Consider the following 20874-nt stretch of genomic DNA (forward strand, 5'->3'; position numbering starts at 1 on the left):
AACAGTGGTGACCGGCATCCGCCCTCGCAGCGAAGGTAAGTAACCTGGCATCCGGCTGTCCAACCGTCCCGCTGCGCCCGGCGGGGGCGGTGTGGCGAACGTACTACCACCGGGCACCGGGAGGGCGGGGCCGCATCATGGCAGAGCCGGGCGTCGAGACGCGTACGAGGAGTTCTGTGATCACCGCGCGGGCGGCTGCCAGCTTCGACCCCGTCGGGCGGTCCGTCGCGACCGCCCGCGCCTTTGTCCGTGACACGCTCCAGGGCTGGGGCTACTCCGACGTCGTCGACGACGCCGTGGTCCTCACCAGCGAACTCGTCACCAACGCGGTGATCCACGCCGGCACATCGGCGGACGTGCTCTGCCTCCGTACGGAGGGCGGCGTCCGCGTCGAGGTCTCCGACCGCTATCCCGAGCGTGAGATCCCCATGCAGGGCACGGGACTGTCGCTGGGCAGCCCCGACCGGGAGAACGGCCGCGGACTGCTCCTCTGCGCGGCGCTGGCCTCGCGCTGGGGCGTCGACTACACCCCGACGCACAAGCAGGTCTGGTTCCAGCTCGACCTGCCCGACCGCCCCGTCGGTGCCCGGTCCGCGGGCCCCGTCATCCCGAACGCGCTCCTTCCCGTCACCGACGAACGCGTCAGGGTCGCCGTCGTACAGATCGACAGAACCGGCGCGGTCTCGACCTGGAACGAGGACGCGGAGCACCTCTTCGGCTACCCGGCCGACCACGTCATCGGCAAACCCCTCACCGACTTCGCCGCCTGGCCGCACACCCCGGGCATCGGCACCGGCATCGCCGAGGCGCTGCTGCTGTCGCGCTGGGAGGGCAGCTACGGGATCCGGGGCAGCGACGGCCGGGTCATCCCCGTGTACGCCTCCCACCTCCGCGTACGCGACACCAACGGCGAACCGTCCACCGTCTGCCTTCTCGTACGTGACGACGAACGCGCCGTGATCCAGACCCCGCAGCGCGCCCCCGTGACCGAGGCAGGCGCCGAGAGCCGCACCGTGGACCCCTTCGAGGTCTTCATCGGCTCACCGGCCCCCGAGGACCTCGACGGCCTGCTCCAGCGCACCGTGGAACGCGCCCGCGACATGCTCGAAGGCGACTCGGCGTTCCTGCTGCTCGCCACCGACGACGAGACGGAGCTGGAGGTACGGGCCACCACCGGCCTCCCCTCGGCCCGGCAGCGCTTCGCCCGCGTCCCGGTGGAAGCTGGCACGGGGCGGTACGGCTCCGCCCGGATGCCCGCCGTCCACGAGGACCTGGCCATCGTCCCCGGCGCCGTCCCGCTGCTCAACGGCACCGGCATGCGCTCCGTCGTCACCGTCCCGCTCAAGGTCGAGGGCCGGCTGACCGGCTCGCTCGGCGTCGCCGCCGAATCGGCGGGCCGGTACTCCAACGAGGAGGCGCTGCGCCTCCAGTTCGCCGCCGACCGCATCGCGCTGGCGGTCGAGTCGGCCCGGCTCGGCGAGCTCGAACGCCTCCGGCGCGGCTCGCTGTCCTTCCTCGTCGAAGCCTCCGACCTGCTGGCGGGCACCCTCGACCGGGACCAGACACTCGCGCTGATGGCCCAGATGACGGTGCCGACGCTGGCCACCTGGTGCGCCGTCTACACCATCGCCGACCAGGCGTCGGACCCGTACCTCTCCTACGTGCTCCACGAGGACGAGGAGCGCATCGACGGTCTGAAGGCCCTGCTCTCCAAGATCGATCCGCCCGACCCGGTCCCTACCCCGGGCGCCCGCGTCTGGACCGGCCCGGCGGACGCCGCGCACCAGGCCGCGCTCCGTACGTCCATGAGGGAGCTGGGAGGAGCCTCCACGCCCGTCTCCTCGGGAATCGGCACGACACTCGCCACAGCGGCCGCGGTGGGCGGAGAGACAGTCGTACTGCCTCTGGTCGCCCGTAACCGCGTGATCGGGATGCTCACCCTCGGCAAGCCGTCGGACGACCATTTCCGCCAGGAGATCCTGGAGTTGGCCGAGGACCTGTCCCGCCGGGCGGCGCTCGCCCTCGACAACGCGCGCCTGTACTCCGAGCGCATGGCGATCAGTCAGTCCCTCCAGCGCAGCCTGCTGCCGCCGGAACTTCCTCAAGTGCCCAACGTCGAGGTCGAGGTCATCTACCGCGCGGCCGGCGAAGGCAACGAAGTGGGCGGCGACTTCTACGACGTCTTCCCGATCCGCGACGGCGCGTACGGCTTCGCCATCGGCGACGTCTGCGGCACGGGCCCGGAAGCCGCGGCCGTGACGGGACTCGCCCGGCACGCGCTCCGTCTGCTGGCCCGCGAGGGCTTCAGCGGCCCGGCGGTGCTGGAGCGCCTGAACGCGGCGATCCTCGACGAGGGCGCCCGCAGCCGCTTCCTGACGCTGCTGTACGGGGAGTTGTGGCCGCAGGAGGACGGCAGCGCGGTCCTCAAGGTCGTCTGCGCCGGCCACCCGCTTCCGCTGCGCCTGCGCCAGGACGGCACGGTGGAGGCCGCGGCGGACCCGCAGCCGCTGCTCGGCGTGATGGACGACCTGGAGCTGTACGAGCAGATGGTCACCCTCGACCCGGGCGACGTCCTCCTCTGTGTCACCGACGGCGTCACCGAACGCCGCGAGGGGACACGGATGTTGGGCGACGACGGCCTCATCGACGTTCTGACGGGCTGTACGGGCCTCACGGCCGGAGCTGTGGCGTCGCGGGTGCTACGAGCGGTGGAGAGGTTCGCGGCGGAGCCGGCGTCGGACGACATGGCGATCCTGGCGATGCGCGTGCCCGAGCCGCACCGGAACTGAACGAAAGAAGGGCCCCGCCATCAGGCGGGGCCCTTCTTTTTGTGCTGGAGCCCCAATACGGAATCGAACCGTAGACCTTCTCCTTACCATGGAGACGCTCTACCGACTGAGCTATTGGGGCGTGGCAACAAGAGAGATCATACCCGAAGCTCCGGGCACTGAGAACCGTCGACATAGCCGACATGAACGCAGAAGTGCCCCGCACCAAAAGGTACGGGGCACTCCCGACAAAGAATTGTTCGGCGGCGTCCTACTCTCCCACAGGGTCCCCCCTGCAGTACCATCGGCGCTGAAAGGCTTAGCTTCCGGGTTCGGAATGTAACCGGGCGTTTCCCTCACGCAATGACCACCGAAACACAATGAAACACCTTGAACAGATGGATGACAGCACAGCCTGTTCGTTGTCTCAGAACTAACACAGTGGACGCGAGCAACTGAGGACAAGCCCTCGGCCTATTAGTACCGGTCAACTCCACACCTCACAGTGCTTCCATATCCGGCCTATCAACCCAGTCGTCTACTGGGAGCCTTACCCCATCAAGTGGGTGGGAGCCCTCATCTCGAAGCAGGCTTCCCGCTTAGATGCTTTCAGCGGTTATCCCTCCCGAACGTAGCCAACCAGCCATGCCCTTGGCAGAACAACTGGCACACCAGAGGTTCGTCCGTCCCGGTCCTCTCGTACTAGGGACAGCCCTTCTCAAGACTCCTACGCGCGCAGCGGATAGGGACCGAACTGTCTCACGACGTTCTAAACCCAGCTCGCGTACCGCTTTAATGGGCGAACAGCCCAACCCTTGGGACCGACTCCAGCCCCAGGATGCGACGAGCCGACATCGAGGTGCCAAACCATCCCGTCGATATGGACTCTTGGGGAAGATCAGCCTGTTATCCCCGGGGTACCTTTTATCCGTTGAGCGACGGCGCTTCCACAAGCCACCGCCGGATCACTAGTCCCGACTTTCGTCCCTGCTCGACCCGTCGGTCTCACAGTCAAGCTCCCTTGTGCACTTACACTCAACACCTGATTACCAACCAGGCTGAGGGAACCTTTGGGCGCCTCCGTTACCCTTTAGGAGGCAACCGCCCCAGTTAAACTACCCATCAGACACTGTCCCTGATCCGGATCACGGACCCAGGTTAGACATCCAGCACGACCAGAGTGGTATTTCAACGACGACTCCACAACCACTGGCGTGGCCACTTCACAGTCTCCCACCTATCCTACACAAGCCGAACCGAACACCAATATCAAACTGTAGTAAAGGTCCCGGGGTCTTTCCGTCCTGCTGCGCGAAACGAGCATCTTTACTCGTAGTGCAATTTCACCGGGCCTATGGTTGAGACAGTCGAGAAGTCGTTACGCCATTCGTGCAGGTCGGAACTTACCCGACAAGGAATTTCGCTACCTTAGGATGGTTATAGTTACCACCGCCGTTTACTGGCGCTTAAGTTCTCAGCCTCGCCACACCGAAATGTGACTAACCGGTCCCCTTAACGTTCCAGCACCGGGCAGGCGTCAGTCCGTATACATCGCCTTACGGCTTCGCACGGACCTGTGTTTTTAGTAAACAGTCGCTTCTCGCTGGTCTCTGCGGCCACCCCCAGCTCAAGGTGCAAGACCCATCACCAGAAATGGCCCCCCTTCTCCCGAAGTTACGGGGGCATTTTGCCGAGTTCCTTAACCATAGTTCACCCGAACGCCTCGGTATTCTCTACCTGACCACCTGAGTCGGTTTAGGGTACGGGCCGCCATGAAACTCGCTAGAGGCTTTTCTCGACAGCATAGGATCATCCACTTCACCACAATCGGCTCGGCATCAGGTCTCACCCCGCATGAGAGACGGATTTGCCTATCTCTCGGGCTACACCCTTACCCCGGGACAACCACCGCCCGGGCTGGACTACCTTCCTGCGTCACCCCATCGCTTGCCTACTACCACCTCGGGTCAACGGCTCCACCACTTTCCATTCCCCGAAGGGTCCGGAACGGCTTCACGGTCTTAGCATCAGAGGATTCAACACTGGGCGTTTCAAAGCGGGTACCGGAATATCAACCGGTTGTCCATCGACTACGCCTGTCGGCCTCGCCTTAGGTCCCGACTTACCCTGGGCAGATCAGCTTGACCCAGGAACCCTTAGTCAATCGGCGCACACGTTTCCCACGTGTGTATCGCTACTCATGCCTGCATTCTCACTCGTGAACCGTCCACCACTGCCTTCCGGCGCGGCTTCACCCGGCACACGACGCTCCCCTACCCATCCCAACGGGCGTTGGCCCACATGCTGGAATGACACGACTTCGGCGGTACGCTTGAGCCCCGCTACATTGTCGGCGCGGAATCACTTGACCAGTGAGCTATTACGCACTCTTTCAAGGATGGCTGCTTCTAAGCCAACCTCCTGGTTGTCTCTGCGACTCCACATCCTTTCCCACTTAGCGTACGCTTAGGGGCCTTAGTCGATGCTCTGGGCTGTTTCCCTCTCGACCATGGAGCTTATCCCCCACAGTCTCACTGCCGCGCTCTCACTTACCGGCATTCGGAGTTTGGCTAAGGTCAGTAACCCGGTAGGGCCCATCGCCTATCCAGTGCTCTACCTCCGGCAAGAAACACACGACGCTGCACCTAAATGCATTTCGGGGAGAACCAGCTATCACGGAGTTTGATTGGCCTTTCACCCCTAACCACAGGTCATCCCCCAGGTTTTCAACCCTGGTGGGTTCGGTCCTCCACGACCTCTTACAGCCGCTTCAACCTGCCCATGGCTAGATCACTCCGCTTCGGGTCTTGAGCGCGCTACTATGACGCCCTATTCGGACTCGCTTTCGCTACGGCTTCCCCACACGGGTTAACCTCGCAACACACCGCAAACTCGCAGGCTCATTCTTCAAAAGGCACGCAGTCACGACTGCATGTGCAAGCACACACAGCGACGCTCCCACGGCTTGTAGGCACACGGTTTCAGGTACTATTTCACTCCGCTCCCGCGGTACTTTTCACCATTCCCTCACGGTACTATCCGCTATCGGTCACCAGGGAATATTTAGGCTTAGCGGGTGGTCCCGCCAGATTCACACGGGATTTCTCGGGCCCCGTGCTACTTGGGTGATTCTCAAACGAGCCGTTAATGTTTCAGCTACGGGGGTCTTACCCTCTACGCCGGACCTTTCGCATGTCCTTCGCCTACACCAACGGTTTCTGACTCGCCGACCGGCCGGCAGACCGGTCAAAAGAACTCCCACAACCCCGCATGCGCAACCCCTGCCGGGTATCACACACATACGGTTTGGCCTCATCCAGTTTCGCTCGCCACTACTCCCGGAATCACGGTTGTTTTCTCTTCCTGCGGGTACTGAGATGTTTCACTTCCCCGCGTTCCCTCCACACTGCCTATGTGTTCAGCAGTAGGTGACAGCCCATGACGACTGCCGGGTTTCCCCATTCGGACACCCCCGGATCAAAGCTCGGTTGACAGCTCCCCGGGGCCTATCGCGGCCTCCCACGTCCTTCATCGGTTCCTGGTGCCAAGGCATCCACCGTGCGCCCTTAAAAACTTGGCCACAGATGCTCGCGTCCACTGTGCAGTTCTCAAACAACGACCAACCACCCACCACCCCCACCACACGGCAGAGTTCACTGGGGCCGGCAACCCGAAGATCCGGAACAAGTCCGCACCCTCAGACACCCAACAGCGCGCCCGGCACCCCCAACCACCCCGTTCCCGTTCCACGCCCCTCAAGAGGGGCAGTACTGGAGAACCAAGCAGCCAAGAGTGCCGAATAGTCAACGTTCCACCCATGAGCAACCAGCACCGGACACTCGCCGATGAACTGGCCTCTGACCAAACAGAAGCCTGGTAAGAAGTGCTCCTTAGAAAGGAGGTGATCCAGCCGCACCTTCCGGTACGGCTACCTTGTTACGACTTCGTCCCAATCGCCAGTCCCACCTTCGACAGCTCCCTCCCACAAGGGGTTGGGCCACCGGCTTCGGGTGTTACCGACTTTCGTGACGTGACGGGCGGTGTGTACAAGGCCCGGGAACGTATTCACCGCAGCAATGCTGATCTGCGATTACTAGCAACTCCGACTTCATGGGGTCGAGTTGCAGACCCCAATCCGAACTGAGACCGGCTTTTTGAGATTCGCTCCACCTCACGGTATCGCAGCTCATTGTACCGGCCATTGTAGCACGTGTGCAGCCCAAGACATAAGGGGCATGATGACTTGACGTCGTCCCCACCTTCCTCCGAGTTGACCCCGGCGGTCTCCTGTGAGTCCCCATCACCCCGAAAGGCATGCTGGCAACACAGAACAAGGGTTGCGCTCGTTGCGGGACTTAACCCAACATCTCACGACACGAGCTGACGACAGCCATGCACCACCTGTACACCGACCACAAGGGGGGCACCATCTCTGATGCTTTCCGGTGTATGTCAAGCCTTGGTAAGGTTCTTCGCGTTGCGTCGAATTAAGCCACATGCTCCGCTGCTTGTGCGGGCCCCCGTCAATTCCTTTGAGTTTTAGCCTTGCGGCCGTACTCCCCAGGCGGGGAACTTAATGCGTTAGCTGCGGCACCGACGACGTGGAATGTCGCCAACACCTAGTTCCCAACGTTTACGGCGTGGACTACCAGGGTATCTAATCCTGTTCGCTCCCCACGCTTTCGCTCCTCAGCGTCAGTAATGGCCCAGAGATCCGCCTTCGCCACCGGTGTTCCTCCTGATATCTGCGCATTTCACCGCTACACCAGGAATTCCGATCTCCCCTACCACACTCTAGTCTGCCCGTATCGAATGCAGACCCGGGGTTAAGCCCCGGGCTTTCACACCCGACGTGACAAACCGCCTACGAGCTCTTTACGCCCAATAATTCCGGACAACGCTTGCGCCCTACGTATTACCGCGGCTGCTGGCACGTAGTTAGCCGGCGCTTCTTCTGCAGGTACCGTCACTTGCGCTTCTTCCCTGCTGAAAGAGGTTTACAACCCGAAGGCCGTCATCCCTCACGCGGCGTCGCTGCATCAGGCTTCCGCCCATTGTGCAATATTCCCCACTGCTGCCTCCCGTAGGAGTCTGGGCCGTGTCTCAGTCCCAGTGTGGCCGGTCGCCCTCTCAGGCCGGCTACCCGTCGTCGCCTTGGTAGGCCATTACCCCACCAACAAGCTGATAGGCCGCGGGCTCATCCTGCACCGCCGGAGCTTTCAACCACCCCCCATGAGGGGAACAGTATTATCCGGTATTAGACCCCGTTTCCAGGGCTTGTCCCAGAGTGCAGGGCAGATTGCCCACGTGTTACTCACCCGTTCGCCACTAATCCACCCGAAGGCTTCATCGTTCGACTTGCATGTGTTAAGCACGCCGCCAGCGTTCGTCCTGAGCCAGGATCAAACTCTCCGTGAATGTATACCCGATACCGGGTGACACCACGAGAGCGGAACACCAGGACGGAATAAGACCCGGTGTTCACAGCGTCCTCGCTGTGTTTCTATCAAAGGAACCCAAACCCAACCCACCAAACAGGTGGACCAGGCCGGGGTATCAACATATCTGGCGTTGACTTTTGGCACGCTGTTGAGTTCTCAAGGAACGGACGCTTCCTTCGGTCCCGTCTCCGGGTCCCTCCGGGCTTTCCCTTCGGTCTTGCTGTCTTGCGTTCCCGACTCTATCAGAACCTTTCGGCGCCTGATTCCCAGTCAGCGGGAGTGCCTAATCGGTTATCCGCTTTCGCGTTTCCCTTTCGGTGAATCCGACTTTATCAGAGATTCTGAGTCGGAATTCCCACCCGGTCCGGTACGCCGCTCCAGGCACGTGAGTGCCCCGGCGTTCCCGTCCAGGTGGAGACGTAAACCTACTGGAGCGGGGCTCCCGAAGCAAATCGGGGGCCCCGCTCCGGTGTTGAGGTCGGTGCGAGGTCAGACCTCGACGACCACAGGCAGGATCATCGGGCGCCGGCGGTAGGTGTCGGAGACCCACTTGCCCACCGATCGCCGCACCAGCTGCTGGAGTTGGTGGGGCTCGGCGACGCCGTCCGATGCCGCCTTACCGATGATCTCCTCGATCTTCGGGATGACGGCTGAGAACGCGGAGTCCTCGATGCCGGAGCCTCGCGCCTGGATGTGCGGGCCGCCCACGACCTTCCCGGTCGTCGAATCCACCACCAGGAACACGGAGATGATGCCCTCGTCGCCGAGGATGCGGCGGTCCTTCAGGGACGTCTCGGTCACGTCGCCGACCGAGAGCCCGTCAACGTACACGTAACCCGCCTGGACCTTGCCGACGATTCTGGCCTTGCCGTCGACCAGGTCGACGACCACTCCGTCCTCGGCGATGACGATGTGGTCCTTCGGGACGCCCGTCAGTGCGCCGAGTTCGGCGTTGGCGCGCAGGTGGCGCCATTCGCCGTGGACCGGCATCAGGTTCTTCGGCTTGCAGATGTTGTAGAAGTACAGGAGTTCGCCGGCGGACGCGTGGCCCGAGACATGGACCTTGGCGTTGCCCTTGTGGATGACGTTCGCGCCCCAGCGGGTCAGACCGTTGATCACGCGGTAGACCGCGTTCTCGTTGCCGGGGATGAGGGACGACGCCAGGATGACGGTGTCGCCGGGGACGATCCGGATCTGGTGGTCGCGGTTCGCCATGCGCGAGAGCGCGGCCATCGGTTCGCCCTGGGAACCGGTGCAGACGAGGACGACCTCGCTGTCCGGGAGGTCGTCGAGCGTCTTGACGTCGACGACGAGACCGGCCGGGACCTTGAGGTAACCCAAGTCGCGGGCGATGCCCATGTTCCTGACCATCGAGCGGCCTACGAAGGCGACCCGGCGGCCGTACTCGTGGGCGGCGTCGAGGATCTGCTGGATGCGGTGGACGTGGCTGGCGAAGCTCGCCACGATGATCCGCTTCTGAGCGCCGGCGAAGACCTGCCGCAGGACGTTCGAGATGTCCCGTTCGGGCGGGACGAAGCCCGGCACCTCGGCGTTCGTCGAGTCGGCGAGCAGCAGGTCGATGCCCTCTTCGCCGAGTTTGGCGAAGGTCGGCAGGTCGGTCAGCCGACGGTCGAGGGGGAGCTGGTCCATCTTGAAGTCGCCGGTGTGGACCACCATTCCGGCCGGGGTACGGATGGCGACGGCGAGCGCGTCCGGGATGGAGTGGTTCACCGCGACGAACTCGCAGTCGAACGGACCGATGCGCTCGCGGTGGCCCTCGGTCACTTCGAGGGTGTACGGGCGGATGCGGTGTTCCTGGAGCTTGGCCTCGATCAGCGCGAGGGTCAGCTTGGAGCCGATCAGCGGGATGTCCGGCTTCAGCCGGAGCAGGAAGGGGACTCCACCGATGTGGTCTTCGTGGCCGTGCGTGAGGACGATTCCCTCGATGTCGTCGAGGCGGTCGCTGATGGTGGTGAAGTCCGGCAGGATGAGGTCGATGCCCGGCTGTTCCTCTTCGGGGAAGAGGACGCCGCAGTCGACGATGAGCAGACGGCCGTTGTATTCGAAGACCGTCATGTTGCGGCCGATTTCGCCGAGGCCGCCGAGCGGGGTGACGCGCAGGCCGCCCTTGGGCAGCTTCGGCGGGGCGCCGAGTTCGGGATGCGGATGACTCAAAAGACTCTCCTCACCACACGCGCCACGTGCCGCTGAGGCACGTGGCGCGCATGACATTCGTGCACTTGCTGTTGCACTTGCTTGTTGTCCGAGTGGGCGGAATGCCCAGCACTTCTTCTGTTCGGTTATTCAGTTGTGAAGTTCGAAACCTTCGATATTCATGAAACCTGGTTCATGAACCGTGTTCGTGGAGGCAGGGCCTCAGTTACAGCTCTACCCCGCCGGCCGCGAGATCGATCTTGAGCTGCGCCGTCTCGTGCTCCATCAGTTCGACGAGCGGGAGGCGCAGCGGGCCGGCGGGCAGCTTCTGCAGGGTGAGTGCCGCCTTGGTGGTGATGACTCCCTGCGTACGGAACATGCCGGTGAAGACGGGGAGCAGCTTCTGGTGGATCTCCGTGGCCTTCTGGACGTCGCCGCTGACGTGGGCGTCGAGCATGGCGCGCAGTTCCGGGGTGACCACGTGGCCGACGACGGAGACGAAGCCGATGGCGCCGACCGCGAGGAGCGGGAGGTTCAGCATGTCGTCGCCCGAGTACCAGGGGAGGCCGCTCTGGGCGATGACCCAGCTGGCCCGGCCGAGGTCGCCCTTGGCGTCCTTGTTGGCGACGATACGCGGGTGGAGGGCGAGACGGATGAGTGTCTCGGTGTCGATGGGGACGCCGCTCCGGCCCGGGATGTCGTAGAGCATCACCGGCAGCTCTGTGGCATCGGCGATGGCCGTGAAGTGCTGGAAGAGGCCTTCCTGCGGCGGCTTGTTGTAGTACGGGGTCACAGCGAGCAGGCCGTGCGCGCCGGTGCGTTCGGCGGTGCGGGCGAGTTCGATGCTGTGCCGGGTGTCGTTCGTGCCGATGCCGGCGACGACATGGGCCCGGTCTCCGACCGCCTCCAGGACGGCTCGTACCAGCTGGTCTTTCTCCGCGTCGCTGGTGGTCGGGGACTCGCCGGTGGTGCCGTTGATGATCAGGCCGTCGTTGCCTGCGTCCACCAGATGGGAGGCGAGCCGCTGGGCGCCGTCGAGATCGAGCGCGCCGTCCTCGGTGAAGGGCGTGACCATGGCGGTGAGGACCCGCCCGAAGGGGGTCTGCGGAGTGGAGATCGGAGCCATGGGTAACACGCTACTCGTTGCTCGGCTCGGCGTGTCCCCTCGGGGGCACACGGGCAGGTCGTGGGCCCGCGGTGTGGTGCGGGCTCCGGGGCGGTGGAGGCTGGGGAGCTGCCCCGGGTTGAGGGGAATCGTTCCCCTCTGCGCTCCAGTGTACGGAGCCCGGCACTGACTGCTCGGGGGTTCAGGCAGTGCCGGGTCCGTTTGATCAGCCTAGATGAACTTCTCGAAACGCCGCAATCTGGACACTTTCGGCCATTGTCCGTACATCTGTGCGTCATGACAGCCCTGCGGGCACATCATGACGCTCTACGGCGCCACTCGGCCGTTGGCGTTGAAGGCGGCGTGCGTGAGCGGCATGAGCCGCGCCCACTGCTCCTCCATCTTCTCGCCGACCATCTCGATCTCCCGCTGCGGGAAGCTCGGGACCGTGGCCGCCTCGTGCTGGGTGCGCAACCCGAGGAAGTGCATCAGCGAGCGTGCGTTGCAGGTCGCGTACATCGACGAGTAGAGGCCCACGGGCAGCACGGCGCGGGCCACCTCGCGGGCGACGCCGGCGGCCAGCATCTCCTGGTACGCCTCGTACGACCGCTGGTAGGACTCGGTCATGACACCCGCGGTGAGGTCCTGCTGCTCCTGGGTGCCGTCGACGAAGACGTACTTCCCGGGGCGGCCCTCCTGGACCAGCCTGCGCGAGGGGTCGGGGACGTAGAAGACGGGCTGGAGCTCCCGGTAGCGCCCGGATTCCTCGTTGTAGGACCAGCCGACGCGGTGCCTCATGAACTCGCGGAACACGAAGATCGGGGCGCTGATGAGGAAGGTCATCGAGTTGTGCTCGAAGGGGCTGCCGTGACGGTCGCGCATCAGGAAGTTGATGAGGCCCTTGGAGCGCTCGGGGTCCTTGGACATCTCTGCCAGGGACTGCTCGCCCGCGGTGGAGACGCGAGCGGCCCACAGGACGTCGGAGTCGCCCGCGGAGTGCTTCACCAGATCGACGGTCATGTCACTGCGGAAGCTGGGCTTGGTATCGGCGGGGATGTCACTCACCGGCGGGGTCCTTCCTGTCGCGGCTCAGGGGCGGCGCCCACTCTACGACCAGGCATTTCCCGCCGACAGACCGCACTCCTGGCGGTCCCGCACCGTACGAGTGGTCATCGTCGACGGGCGTGCGTGTCTCGTGCGGCTGTTCGGGCCGGCGTCCCTCGAATCGGGGCGGCGCTCCGGGCGGGCCAGGCGGTCGGAGGTGCCTCGGGCCGCAGACACGTCCGGCCCCCCTGAGTGGTCCTGTCGGGGTACTCCTCGATAACCTCAGCCAGCACCGCCCGTTCGAGCGTGCTTGTGAGTGAGGATCAGTCGTGCCCCTGCCCTTCCTGACGGCCGATCGTGCGTTTGACACGACCAGCGACGATGCCGCGCTGCCGTTCGACGACCACGACCGCTGGCGTCGCCCCTACCGCCCGGGGCCCTGGCGGGTGGGCGCTTCTGCGCTGCTTCTGCTGCTCGCCTCGTTCGTGCTGCTCGCGACGATGATCATCGCGTTCGCGGGGGCATCGTCCGGCGCCGTCGTGTGCCTCGGTATCGCGCTGGTGATGATCGCCGTCGCGCTGCGGATGCTGCGCGTGGGCGCGTGGGTCAGCCGGCACGGCGTACGGTGCGTCGGACTGCTCATGACCCGGACCGTGCCGTGGACGCAGGCCGTGGAGGTCCGTACGGTGCAGCAGCCGGTGCGCTGGCTGGGGCTGCCGCGGACGGTGCAGGGGCAGGCGCTTCTGCTCGTCCTTCGTGACGGCGAGAAGCGGCAGCTGCTCACCGATCACAACGCGGATTTCCTGTCTCGCTCGGAGGCTTTCGACCGGGCTGCGGACTCCGTCGAGGCATGGGGCGACGAGTATCGCCGCCCCTGAAGCCTCAACTGCGGCACCGTAGTCCCGAGTTGAGCGGTGGGGCGTCAACAGCAGCGGTTGGGTGAGACCAACGGGGCCTCAGCCGGCCGCCGGTGCCGGGGTCGCCTCGTGAAGCGTGATCGCGTGCTGCATCGCCTTGCGGGCCCGGGGGGTGTCACCGGCGTCACGGTAAGCCACCGCGAGGCGGAACCAGCAGCGCCAATCCCCCGGAGTGTCCTCGGTCTCCGCGCGGCGGGCGGCGAAGACGGCGTCCGCCGACGCGCGGTCGACGCGGCCGCTCGCGGTGCGCACCAGCTCGTCGACCGGCAGGCCGCCCTCGGCGTCCAGTTCGGCGGCGAGCCGGTTGGCCCGCCGGACGAACCGGGTGCTCTGCCAGAGGAACCAGACGCCGATGCAGGGAAGCACCAGCACCGCGATCCCGAACGTGACCGTCAGCGGCGTACCGATCCCGATGAGCGCGAAGCCGCGGTCGCCTGCCAGGAAGAAATAGCCGACGAGCATGGCGGCCATGACGAAGTACATGATCTTGGCGCGCACGGCGGTCAGTTCGGCAGGTTCAGATCGAGGAAGTGCTCCAGGCCGTGGGTGAGGCCCGGGGCGCCGGCCACGCGGCGGACGCCGAGGAGGATTCCCGGCATGAAGCTGCTGTGGTGCAGGGAATCGTGGCGGATCGTGAGCGTCTCCCCCTCGGCGCCGAGCAGGACCTCCTGGTGGGCCAGCAGTCCTCGGAGCCGTACGGAGTGCACACGCACCCCTTCGACGTCCGCTCCGCGCGCCCCGTCCAGCGCCGTGGCCGTGGCGTCGGGCTGCGGCGCGCAGCCGGCCTCGGCGCGGGCGGCGGCGATCAGCTGTGCGGTGCGGGTGGCGGTGCCCGACGGGGCGTCGGCCTTGTTCGGGTGGTGCAGCTCGACAACCTCGGCGGACTCGAAGTAGCGGGCCGCCGCCTGGGAGAACTTCATGGTGAGGACAGCCCCGATGGAGAAGTTGGGCGCGACGAGCACGCCCGTCTCCGGGGAGCCCGCCAGCAGCGTCCTGAGCTGCGCCAGGCGGTCGTCGGTCCAGCCGGTGGTGCCGACGACCGCGTGGATGCCGTGGCGTACGCAGAAGTCCAGGTTGCCCATCACAGCCGACGGGGCGGTCAGTTCGACGACGACCTGGGCCCCTGAGTCGGCGAGGGCGTCCAGGTCGTCGTCCCGGTCGAGGGCGGCGACCAGTTCCATGTCGTCGGCGGCCTCGACGGCCCGTGCGGCCTCGGAGCCGATCCGGCCCTTGGCGCCGAGAACAGCCACGCGCAGTTTGGTGCTCATCGCTCTGCTTCCTTCTGCTTCCTTAGGAGGCTGGTGCGCCGGTCAGGCGACCGCTTCGTCGAGTCGGTCGGCCTGCTTGTCCTTGAGAGCGCCGATGACCGACAGGGAGGGGCGCTGCCCCAGCACATCGCGGGCCACCGCGCGCACGTCGTCGGGGGTGACGGCCGCTATCCGCGCCAGCATGTCGTCCACGGACATCTGGGTACCCCAGCACAGCTCGCTCTTGCCGATGCGGTTCATCAGCGCGCCGGTGTCCTCCAGACCGAGGACGGTGGAGCCGGAGAGCTGGCCGACGGCACGGCCGATCTCCTCGTCGGAGAGCCCCTCGGCCGCGACCTGGTCGAGCCCGTCACGGCAGATTTTGAGGACGTCGTGGATCTGGCTGGGGCGGCAGCCCGCGTAGACACCGAAGAGGCCGCAGTCGGCGAAGCCCGAGGTGTACGAGTACACGCTGTAGGCGAGGCCGCGCTTCTCCCGCACCTCCTGGAAGAGCCGGGAGCTCATGCCGCCGCCGAGGGCCGTGCTGAGGACCCCGAGGGCCCAGCGGCGCTCGTCGGTGCGGGAGAGGCCCGGCATGCCGAGGACGACGTGTGCCTGCTCCGTCTTGCGGTTGAGCAGCCCTACGCGGCCTGCGGTGCGCAGGTCGCGGCGGCCCTCGCGCGGGGTGACGGGGACGGCGTCCGTACGGGAGAGGGCGCCGGCCTTCTCGAAGGCGCGGCGTACCTGCCGTACGACGGTCGCGTGGTCGACGTTGCCCGCCGCGGCGACGACCAGGTGCGTCGGGTCGTAGTGCTTCTTGTAGAAGCGGGCGATCCGGTCGCGGTCGAGGGCGTTGACGGTGTCGACGGTGCCGAGGACGGGGCGGCCGAGTGGGGTGTCGCCGAGCATCGTGTGCGAGAAGAGATCGTGCACGCAGTCGCCCGGGTCGTCCTCGGTCATGGCGATCTCTTCGAGGATGACGCCCCGCTCGGCGTCGACGTCCTCGGCCTCGATGAGCGAGCCGGTGAGCATGTCGCACACGACGTCGATGGCGAGGGGGAGGTCGGTGTCGAGCACGCGCGCGTAGTAGCAGGTGTACTCCTTCGCCGTGAAGGCGTTCATCTCGCCGCCGACCGCGTCCATGGCGGAGGAGATGTCGAGGGCGCTGCGCTTCCGCGTGCCCTTGAAGAGGAGATGTTCGAGGTAGTGGGTGGCGCCGTTGAGCGTGGGTGTCTCGTCGCGCGAGCCGACCTGTACCCAGATTCCGAAGGTCGCGGACCGTACCGACGGCAGGGTCTCGGTGACGACGCGCAGGCCGCCGGGGAGGATCGTGCGCCGGACGGTGCCGATGCCGTTCTGCCCCGCCAGCAGGGTTTGGGTACGGGCGACGGCCCGTACCTCCGAGGAGGTGCGGGCCGTCGTCGTAGAACTACGAAACGTCACTGGGAGGCTTCGTCCTTCTGGTCGTCCTGCTTGTCGTTGTCGCTCTTCGCCTCGTCCTCGCCCTCGATCACGGGGATCAGCGAGAGCTTGCCGCGCTGGTCGATCTCCGCGATCTCGACCTGGACCTTCTGGCCGACGCCGAGGACATCCTCGACGTTCTCCACGCGCTTGCCGCCGGCGAGCTTACGGATCTGCGAGATGTGCAGCAGTCCGTCCTTGCCCGGGAGCAGCGAGACGAACGCGCCGAAGGTGGTGGTCTTGACGACCGTACCCAGGTAGCGCTCGCCGACCTCCGGCATGGTCGGGTTGGCGATGCCGTTGATCGTGGCGCGGGCGGCCTCGGCGGCCGGTCCGTCGGCGGCACCGATGTAGATGGTGCCGTCGTCCTCGATCGTGATGTCGGCGCCGGTGTCCTCCTGGATCTGGTTGATCATCTTGCCCTTGGGGCCGATGACCTCACCGATCTTGTCCACCGGGATCTTGACCGTGATGATCCGCGGGGCGTTCGGGGACATCTCGTCCGGGACGTCGATGGCCTCGTTCATCACATCAAGGATGTGGAGGCGGGCGTCGCGGGCCTGCTTCAGCGCGGCGGCCAGGACCGAGGCGGGGATGCCGTCGAGCTTGGTGTCGAGCTGAAGGGCGGTGACGAACGTCTTCGTACCGGCGACCTTGAAGTCCATGTCGCCGAAGGCGTCCTCCGCACCGAGGATGTCGGTGAGGGCGACGTAGTGCGTCTTGCCGTCGATCTCCTGGGAGATCAGGCCCATGGCGATACCGGCGACGGGGGCCTTGAGGGGCACACCGGCGTTCAGCAGCGACATGGTGGAGGCGCAGACCGATCCCATGGACGTCGAGCCGTTGGAGCCCAGCGCCTCGGAGACCTGGCGGATCGCGTACGGGAACTCCTCGCGCGTCGGCAGCACCGGCATGATGGCGCGCTCGGCGAGCGCCCCGTGGCCGATCTCGCGGCGCTTCGGCGAACCGACGCGGCCGGTCTCGCCCACGGAGTACGGCGGGAAGTTGTAGTTGTGCATGTAGCGCTTGCGCGTCACCGGCGACAGGGTGTCCAACTGCTGCTCCATGCGCAGCATGTTGAGGGTGGTGACACCCAGGATCTGGGTCTCGCCACGCTCGAACAGCGCGGAGCCGTGCACGCGCGGGATGGCCTCGACCTCGGCGGCGAGCGTACGGATGTCCGTGACGCCGCGGCCGTCGATGCGGACCTTGTCCTTGATGACGCGCTCGCGGACGAGGGACTTCGTCAGCGCGCGGTACGCGCCGGAGATCTCCTTCTCGCGGCCCTCGAACTGCGGGAGCAGCTTCTCGGCGGCGAGCTCCTTGACGCGGTCCAGCTCGGCCTCGCGGTCCTGCTTGCCGGCGATGGTGAGCGCCTGGGACAGCTCGCTCTTCACGGCGGCCGTGAGGGCCTCCAGGACGTCGTCCTGGTAGTCGAGGAAGACCGGGAACTCGCCGGTGGGCTTGGCGGCCTTGGCGGCGAGGTCGGCCTGCGCCTTGCAGAGCGCCTTGATGAAGGGCTTCGCGGCCTCCAGACCGGCGGCGACGATCTCCTCGGTGGGAGCCTCCGCGCCGTCGGCGACGAGCTGGATGGTCTTCGTGGTGGCCTCGGCCTCGACCATCATGATCGCGACGTCGCCGTCCTCCAGGACGCGGCCGGCGACCACCATGTCGAAGACGGCGTCCTCGAGCTCGGTGTGCGTCGGGAACGCGACCCACTGGCCCTTGATCAGGGCGACACGCGTGCCGCCGATCGGGCCGGAGAAGGGCAGGCCGGCCAGCTGCGTGGAGCAGGAGGCGGCGTTGATCGCGACCACGTCGTACAGATGGTCGGGGTTGAGCGCCATGATCGTCTCGACGATCTGGATCTCGTTGCGCAGGCCCTTCTTGAAAGAGGGGCGCAGCGGGCGGTCGATGAGGCGGCAGGTGAGGATCGCGTCCTCGGAGGGCCGGCCCTCGCGGCGGAAGAAGGAGCCGGGGATCTTGCCGGCCGCGTACTGCCGCTCCTCGACGTCCACCGTGAGGGGGAAGAAGTCGAGGTTGTCCTTGGGCTTCTTGGAAGCGGTGGTGGCCGACAGCACCATGGTGTCGTCGTCCAGATACGCGACGGCGGAGCCGGCGGCCTGCTTGGCCAGGCGGCCCGTCTCGAAGCGGATGGTGCGGGTGCCGAACGTGCCGTTGTCGATAACGGCCTCGGCGTAGTGGGTCTCGTTCTCCACCAGTGGTTCTCCATACTCGTCGTTGTCGTCTTTCGTCCCGCGCCCGTGTGGCGGGGGACAGTCGGAGAAGCGCTCCTTGGTGCGGGCCGGTCTTCGATCGAAGCTCCCGGGGCGGCGGCGTGGGCCGCAGGCGGCGTTCGCCGCGCCGTTCCGGGGGCCACTACCGAGGACCGGCGGCGGCGGAGGGGCGCTTCCCCTCGTCAGTGGGTGGTGCTGGTCTTACCCGTGTCGGGTGGTGCTTCTCAGTGGTGTCCGGGAGCTGTGCTCCTGCGAACAGGTTACTGAGCTTCGTGCGCATACGGCGAAGGGAGCGGTTCCCGGTGTGTGGGAACCGCTCCCTTCACGGCGTACTACTTGGCGCCGCCGGCCGCACCGCGGCGGATGCCCAGGCGGTCGACCAGCGCACGGAAGCGCTGGATGTCCTTCTTCGCCAGGTACTGCAGCAGGCGGCGGCGCTGGCCGACCAGGATGAGCAGACCGCGACGCGAGTGGTGGTCGTGCTTGTGCGTCTTCAGGTGCTCGGTCAGGTCCGAGATACGGCGCGAGAGCATCGCGACCTGGACCTCGGGGGAGCCGGTGTCGCCTTCCTTGGTGGCGAACTCCGACATGATCTGCTTCTTCGTAGCGGCGGCAAGCGGCACGCGTACTCCTTGTAGGTCTTCGTTGCCATCGAGTGCCCCAGGTCGAATTCGCTGGGGATCTTCGGTTACTCGGGTGGCGGGGTGATCGGCCGGTGTTGTTCGGTCGCTGGGTCCGGACAGACCGGAACGCGTACACAAACGGCCGTCACACAGCGTACCAGCCGGTCAAGACGTCATCGCACGGATGGAGTGGTAGACGTCGAACACCGCCAGGCAGAGCGGGACGACCGTCAGTAGTACGAAGGACTCGGCGATCTCCAGGAAGCGGCCCCAGAAAGGGGTGACGCCTTTGCGCGGCACGATCAGCCCTATGGCGATGATCAGCGCGGCGATCCCGGCGACGGCGGCGGTCAGCCAGACCGTACGGATGTCGAGGCCCGTGCTGTCACCGCGCAGCGCCTCGCGGATCATCCCCTCCGGGGGGTTGAGGCAGAGGCCGAGTCCCAGCAGGACGAGGGCGCCGAGGCCGGCGGCCAGCGCGCAGCCGACCTGCGCCGTGTAGCTGAAGAGGTGGGCGCGCATCAGCATGGCGACGCCGGTGGCGAGGGCGAGGAGCTGGCCCCACACGCCGTCGGAGAAGCCGAGTACGCCGGCGGCGCCGGCAGCCACCAGCGCGCAGCCGCCGACGAGGCCGACGAGCAGTTCGTGGCCGCGCCGGGCCTGGGCGGCGATGCGCTCGGGGTCGACGGGGGCGGGGGGTAGCGGGTCGCTTCCGTAGGAGCCTGCGGCGCTTCGGGGCGGCTCGAAGCCGATGGGGAGGCGGGCGAAGCGGGTGGAGAGGCCGGGCAGGAAGGCGAGTGTTCCTACGGAGAGCGCGGCGCAGACGGCGGCGGTCTCGGCGGGCGCCATGTCGGTGGTGATGGCGATGAACGTCACCAGGAGGCCGACGGTGGAGGCGAAGACGAACGCGACGAAGGGGCCGTCGCCGCCGGGGGCGACGATCACCAGGATGACCGAGGCGATCAGTACGGCCGCGCAGGCGAGCAGGAACTGGAGCCGGCCGATGCCCTGTCCGTCCGCGAAGGGCAGCAGTCCGGAGCCGGCGACGGCCGCGTTGGCCATGGAGCCCAGACCGAGCGCGACGGCGGAGTCCCGGTCGTCGTACACCCGGGCCCGTACGCCGGCGAGGGCGAGCAGCATGACGGCGGTGACGCCGGCCAGGACGCCCGGCAGGCCGTGTGTGTCGTGCCGGGGGTCGGCGGACCACAGCACGAAGGCGAGCAGTGTCAGCAGGACGGAGCCGCCGAAGAGTCCGGCGCCGCGCATGGCGCTGTCGGTCCACAGGGTGCGGTCGCGGGCGACCGCGGAGGCGACGGCGTCGGAGACGTCGTCGAAGACCGCGGGGGGCAGGGATTCGGCGAAGGGGCGCAGGGACAGCAGTTCGCCGTCGAGGATGCGCTGGGCGGCCAGGGAGCGGGCGCTGTCGAGGACGGTGCCGTCGCGGCGTACCAGGTGATATCCGACGGGGGCGCCCGCCTCGGGGCTCTGGCCGGACAGCCGCAGGATCTCCGGGTGGAGGTCGGCGACGGGGATGTCCTCCGGCAGCGCCACGTCGATGCGGCCGTCCGGGGCGACGACGGTGATCCGGCAGAAGCCGGTTCCGCCGCCGGACGGGGCCGGAGCACCCGGCTGACGCGTTCCGGTGGCCGCCGCTTGGGCCGTCATACTCACGTGCTGCATCCCCTCGTGGTTCCCATGCGCCCGATGCCCGCGTTGCGCTCCGAATGCCCCTGTTTTTGCGGAAGTTCATTCATGCGCAAACGAGTCCGGTCACCCTACCGCCGGGCGTTGGGCAGCCGCGCACGTAGGATCCTTGCCCGCGGATGGAGGCCCGTCGCCACGGGGGCGCCAGAGGGAACTCTTCTGTCCGGCAAGGG

Annotated in this window: 11 protein-coding genes, 1 tRNA gene and 3 rRNA genes; 2 read left to right on the forward strand and 13 right to left on the reverse strand. The window is 66.3% G+C overall.

Going from position 1 to position 20874, the window contains the following annotated elements; all coding sequences use genetic code 11:
- Positions 1-137: 137 nt before the first annotated feature.
- Entirely contained in the window at positions 138-2789 is a 2652-nt protein-coding gene (locus tag OIE74_RS09540) for a SpoIIE family protein phosphatase (protein WP_329380777.1), read from the forward strand.
- A gap of 45 nt (positions 2790-2834) precedes the next feature.
- Here OIE74_RS09540 and OIE74_RS09545 read toward each other — a convergent pair.
- The 7 genes from OIE74_RS09545 to thyX form a co-directional block, all read right to left on the reverse strand.
- A tRNA-Thr gene (locus tag OIE74_RS09545) sits at positions 2835-2910 on the reverse strand.
- 116 nt (positions 2911-3026) lie between these two features.
- A 5S ribosomal RNA gene (gene rrf, locus OIE74_RS09550) occupies positions 3027-3143 on the reverse strand.
- Between the two features lie 82 nt (positions 3144-3225).
- Positions 3226-6348 (reverse strand): 23S ribosomal RNA (locus tag OIE74_RS09555).
- Between the two features lie 314 nt (positions 6349-6662).
- Positions 6663-8186: ribosomal RNA gene (locus OIE74_RS09560) — 16S ribosomal RNA — on the reverse strand.
- The 16S, 23S and 5S rRNA genes sit together here with 1 tRNA gene alongside, the layout of an rRNA operon.
- A 512-nt stretch (positions 8187-8698) precedes the next feature.
- On the reverse strand, positions 8699-10384 hold the full coding sequence (locus OIE74_RS09565) for a ribonuclease J (RefSeq protein ID WP_329380779.1): 1686 nt from the start codon (positions 10382-10384) through the stop codon (positions 8699-8701).
- Positions 10385-10589: 205 nt separating this feature from the next.
- Positions 10590-11489: a 4-hydroxy-tetrahydrodipicolinate synthase gene (dapA, locus tag OIE74_RS09570; protein WP_329380782.1), complete on the reverse strand. Its 900-nt coding sequence runs from the start codon at positions 11487-11489 to the stop codon at positions 10590-10592.
- Between the two features lie 306 nt (positions 11490-11795).
- The gene (gene thyX / locus OIE74_RS09575; RefSeq protein WP_329380784.1) at positions 11796-12533 is read right to left on the reverse strand and encodes an FAD-dependent thymidylate synthase; all 738 of its coding nucleotides are present in this window, start codon (positions 12531-12533) and stop codon (positions 11796-11798) included.
- A 308-nt stretch (positions 12534-12841) separates the two neighbouring features.
- Here thyX and OIE74_RS09580 point away from each other — a divergent pair, with 308 nt between their 5' ends.
- Positions 12842-13390: a hypothetical protein gene (locus tag OIE74_RS09580; RefSeq protein WP_329380786.1), complete on the forward strand. Its 549-nt coding sequence runs from the start codon at positions 12842-12844 to the stop codon at positions 13388-13390.
- A gap of 78 nt (positions 13391-13468) precedes the next feature.
- On the opposite strand, the gene OIE74_RS09585 is transcribed toward OIE74_RS09580, so the two are convergent.
- From OIE74_RS09585 to eccD, 6 genes are all read right to left on the reverse strand, one after another.
- The gene (locus OIE74_RS09585) at positions 13469-13927 is read right to left on the reverse strand and encodes a hypothetical protein (RefSeq protein WP_329380788.1); all 459 of its coding nucleotides are present in this window, start codon (positions 13925-13927) and stop codon (positions 13469-13471) included.
- A 5-nt stretch (positions 13928-13932) separates the two neighbouring features.
- A complete protein-coding gene (gene dapB, locus OIE74_RS09590) occupies positions 13933-14697 on the reverse strand; it encodes a 4-hydroxy-tetrahydrodipicolinate reductase (protein WP_329380790.1) in 765 nt (254 codons plus the stop codon).
- A gap of 42 nt (positions 14698-14739) precedes the next feature.
- Positions 14740-16119: a M16 family metallopeptidase gene (locus tag OIE74_RS09595; RefSeq protein WP_329380793.1), complete on the reverse strand. Its 1380-nt coding sequence runs from the start codon at positions 16117-16119 to the stop codon at positions 14740-14742.
- Positions 16116-18356, reverse strand: a complete 2241-nt coding sequence (locus OIE74_RS09600; protein ID WP_329380797.1) for a polyribonucleotide nucleotidyltransferase — start codon at positions 18354-18356, stop codon at positions 16116-16118. Before OIE74_RS09600 ends, OIE74_RS09595 begins: the two co-directional genes overlap by 4 nt.
- A gap of 350 nt (positions 18357-18706) precedes the next feature.
- A complete protein-coding gene (gene rpsO, locus OIE74_RS09605; RefSeq protein ID WP_023538273.1) occupies positions 18707-18997 on the reverse strand; it encodes a 30S ribosomal protein S15 in 291 nt (96 codons plus the stop codon).
- A 165-nt stretch (positions 18998-19162) separates the two neighbouring features.
- Positions 19163-20662 carry a type VII secretion integral membrane protein EccD gene (gene eccD / locus OIE74_RS09610; protein ID WP_329380800.1) on the reverse strand — a complete coding sequence of 500 codons (1500 nt, stop codon included), beginning with the start codon at positions 20660-20662 and terminating at the stop codon, positions 19163-19165.
- Positions 20663-20874: the final 212 nt, after the last annotated feature.

The organism is Streptomyces sp. NBC_01716, from assembly GCF_036248275.1.
Taxonomy (GTDB): Bacteria; Actinomycetota; Actinomycetes; order Streptomycetales; family Streptomycetaceae; genus Streptomyces.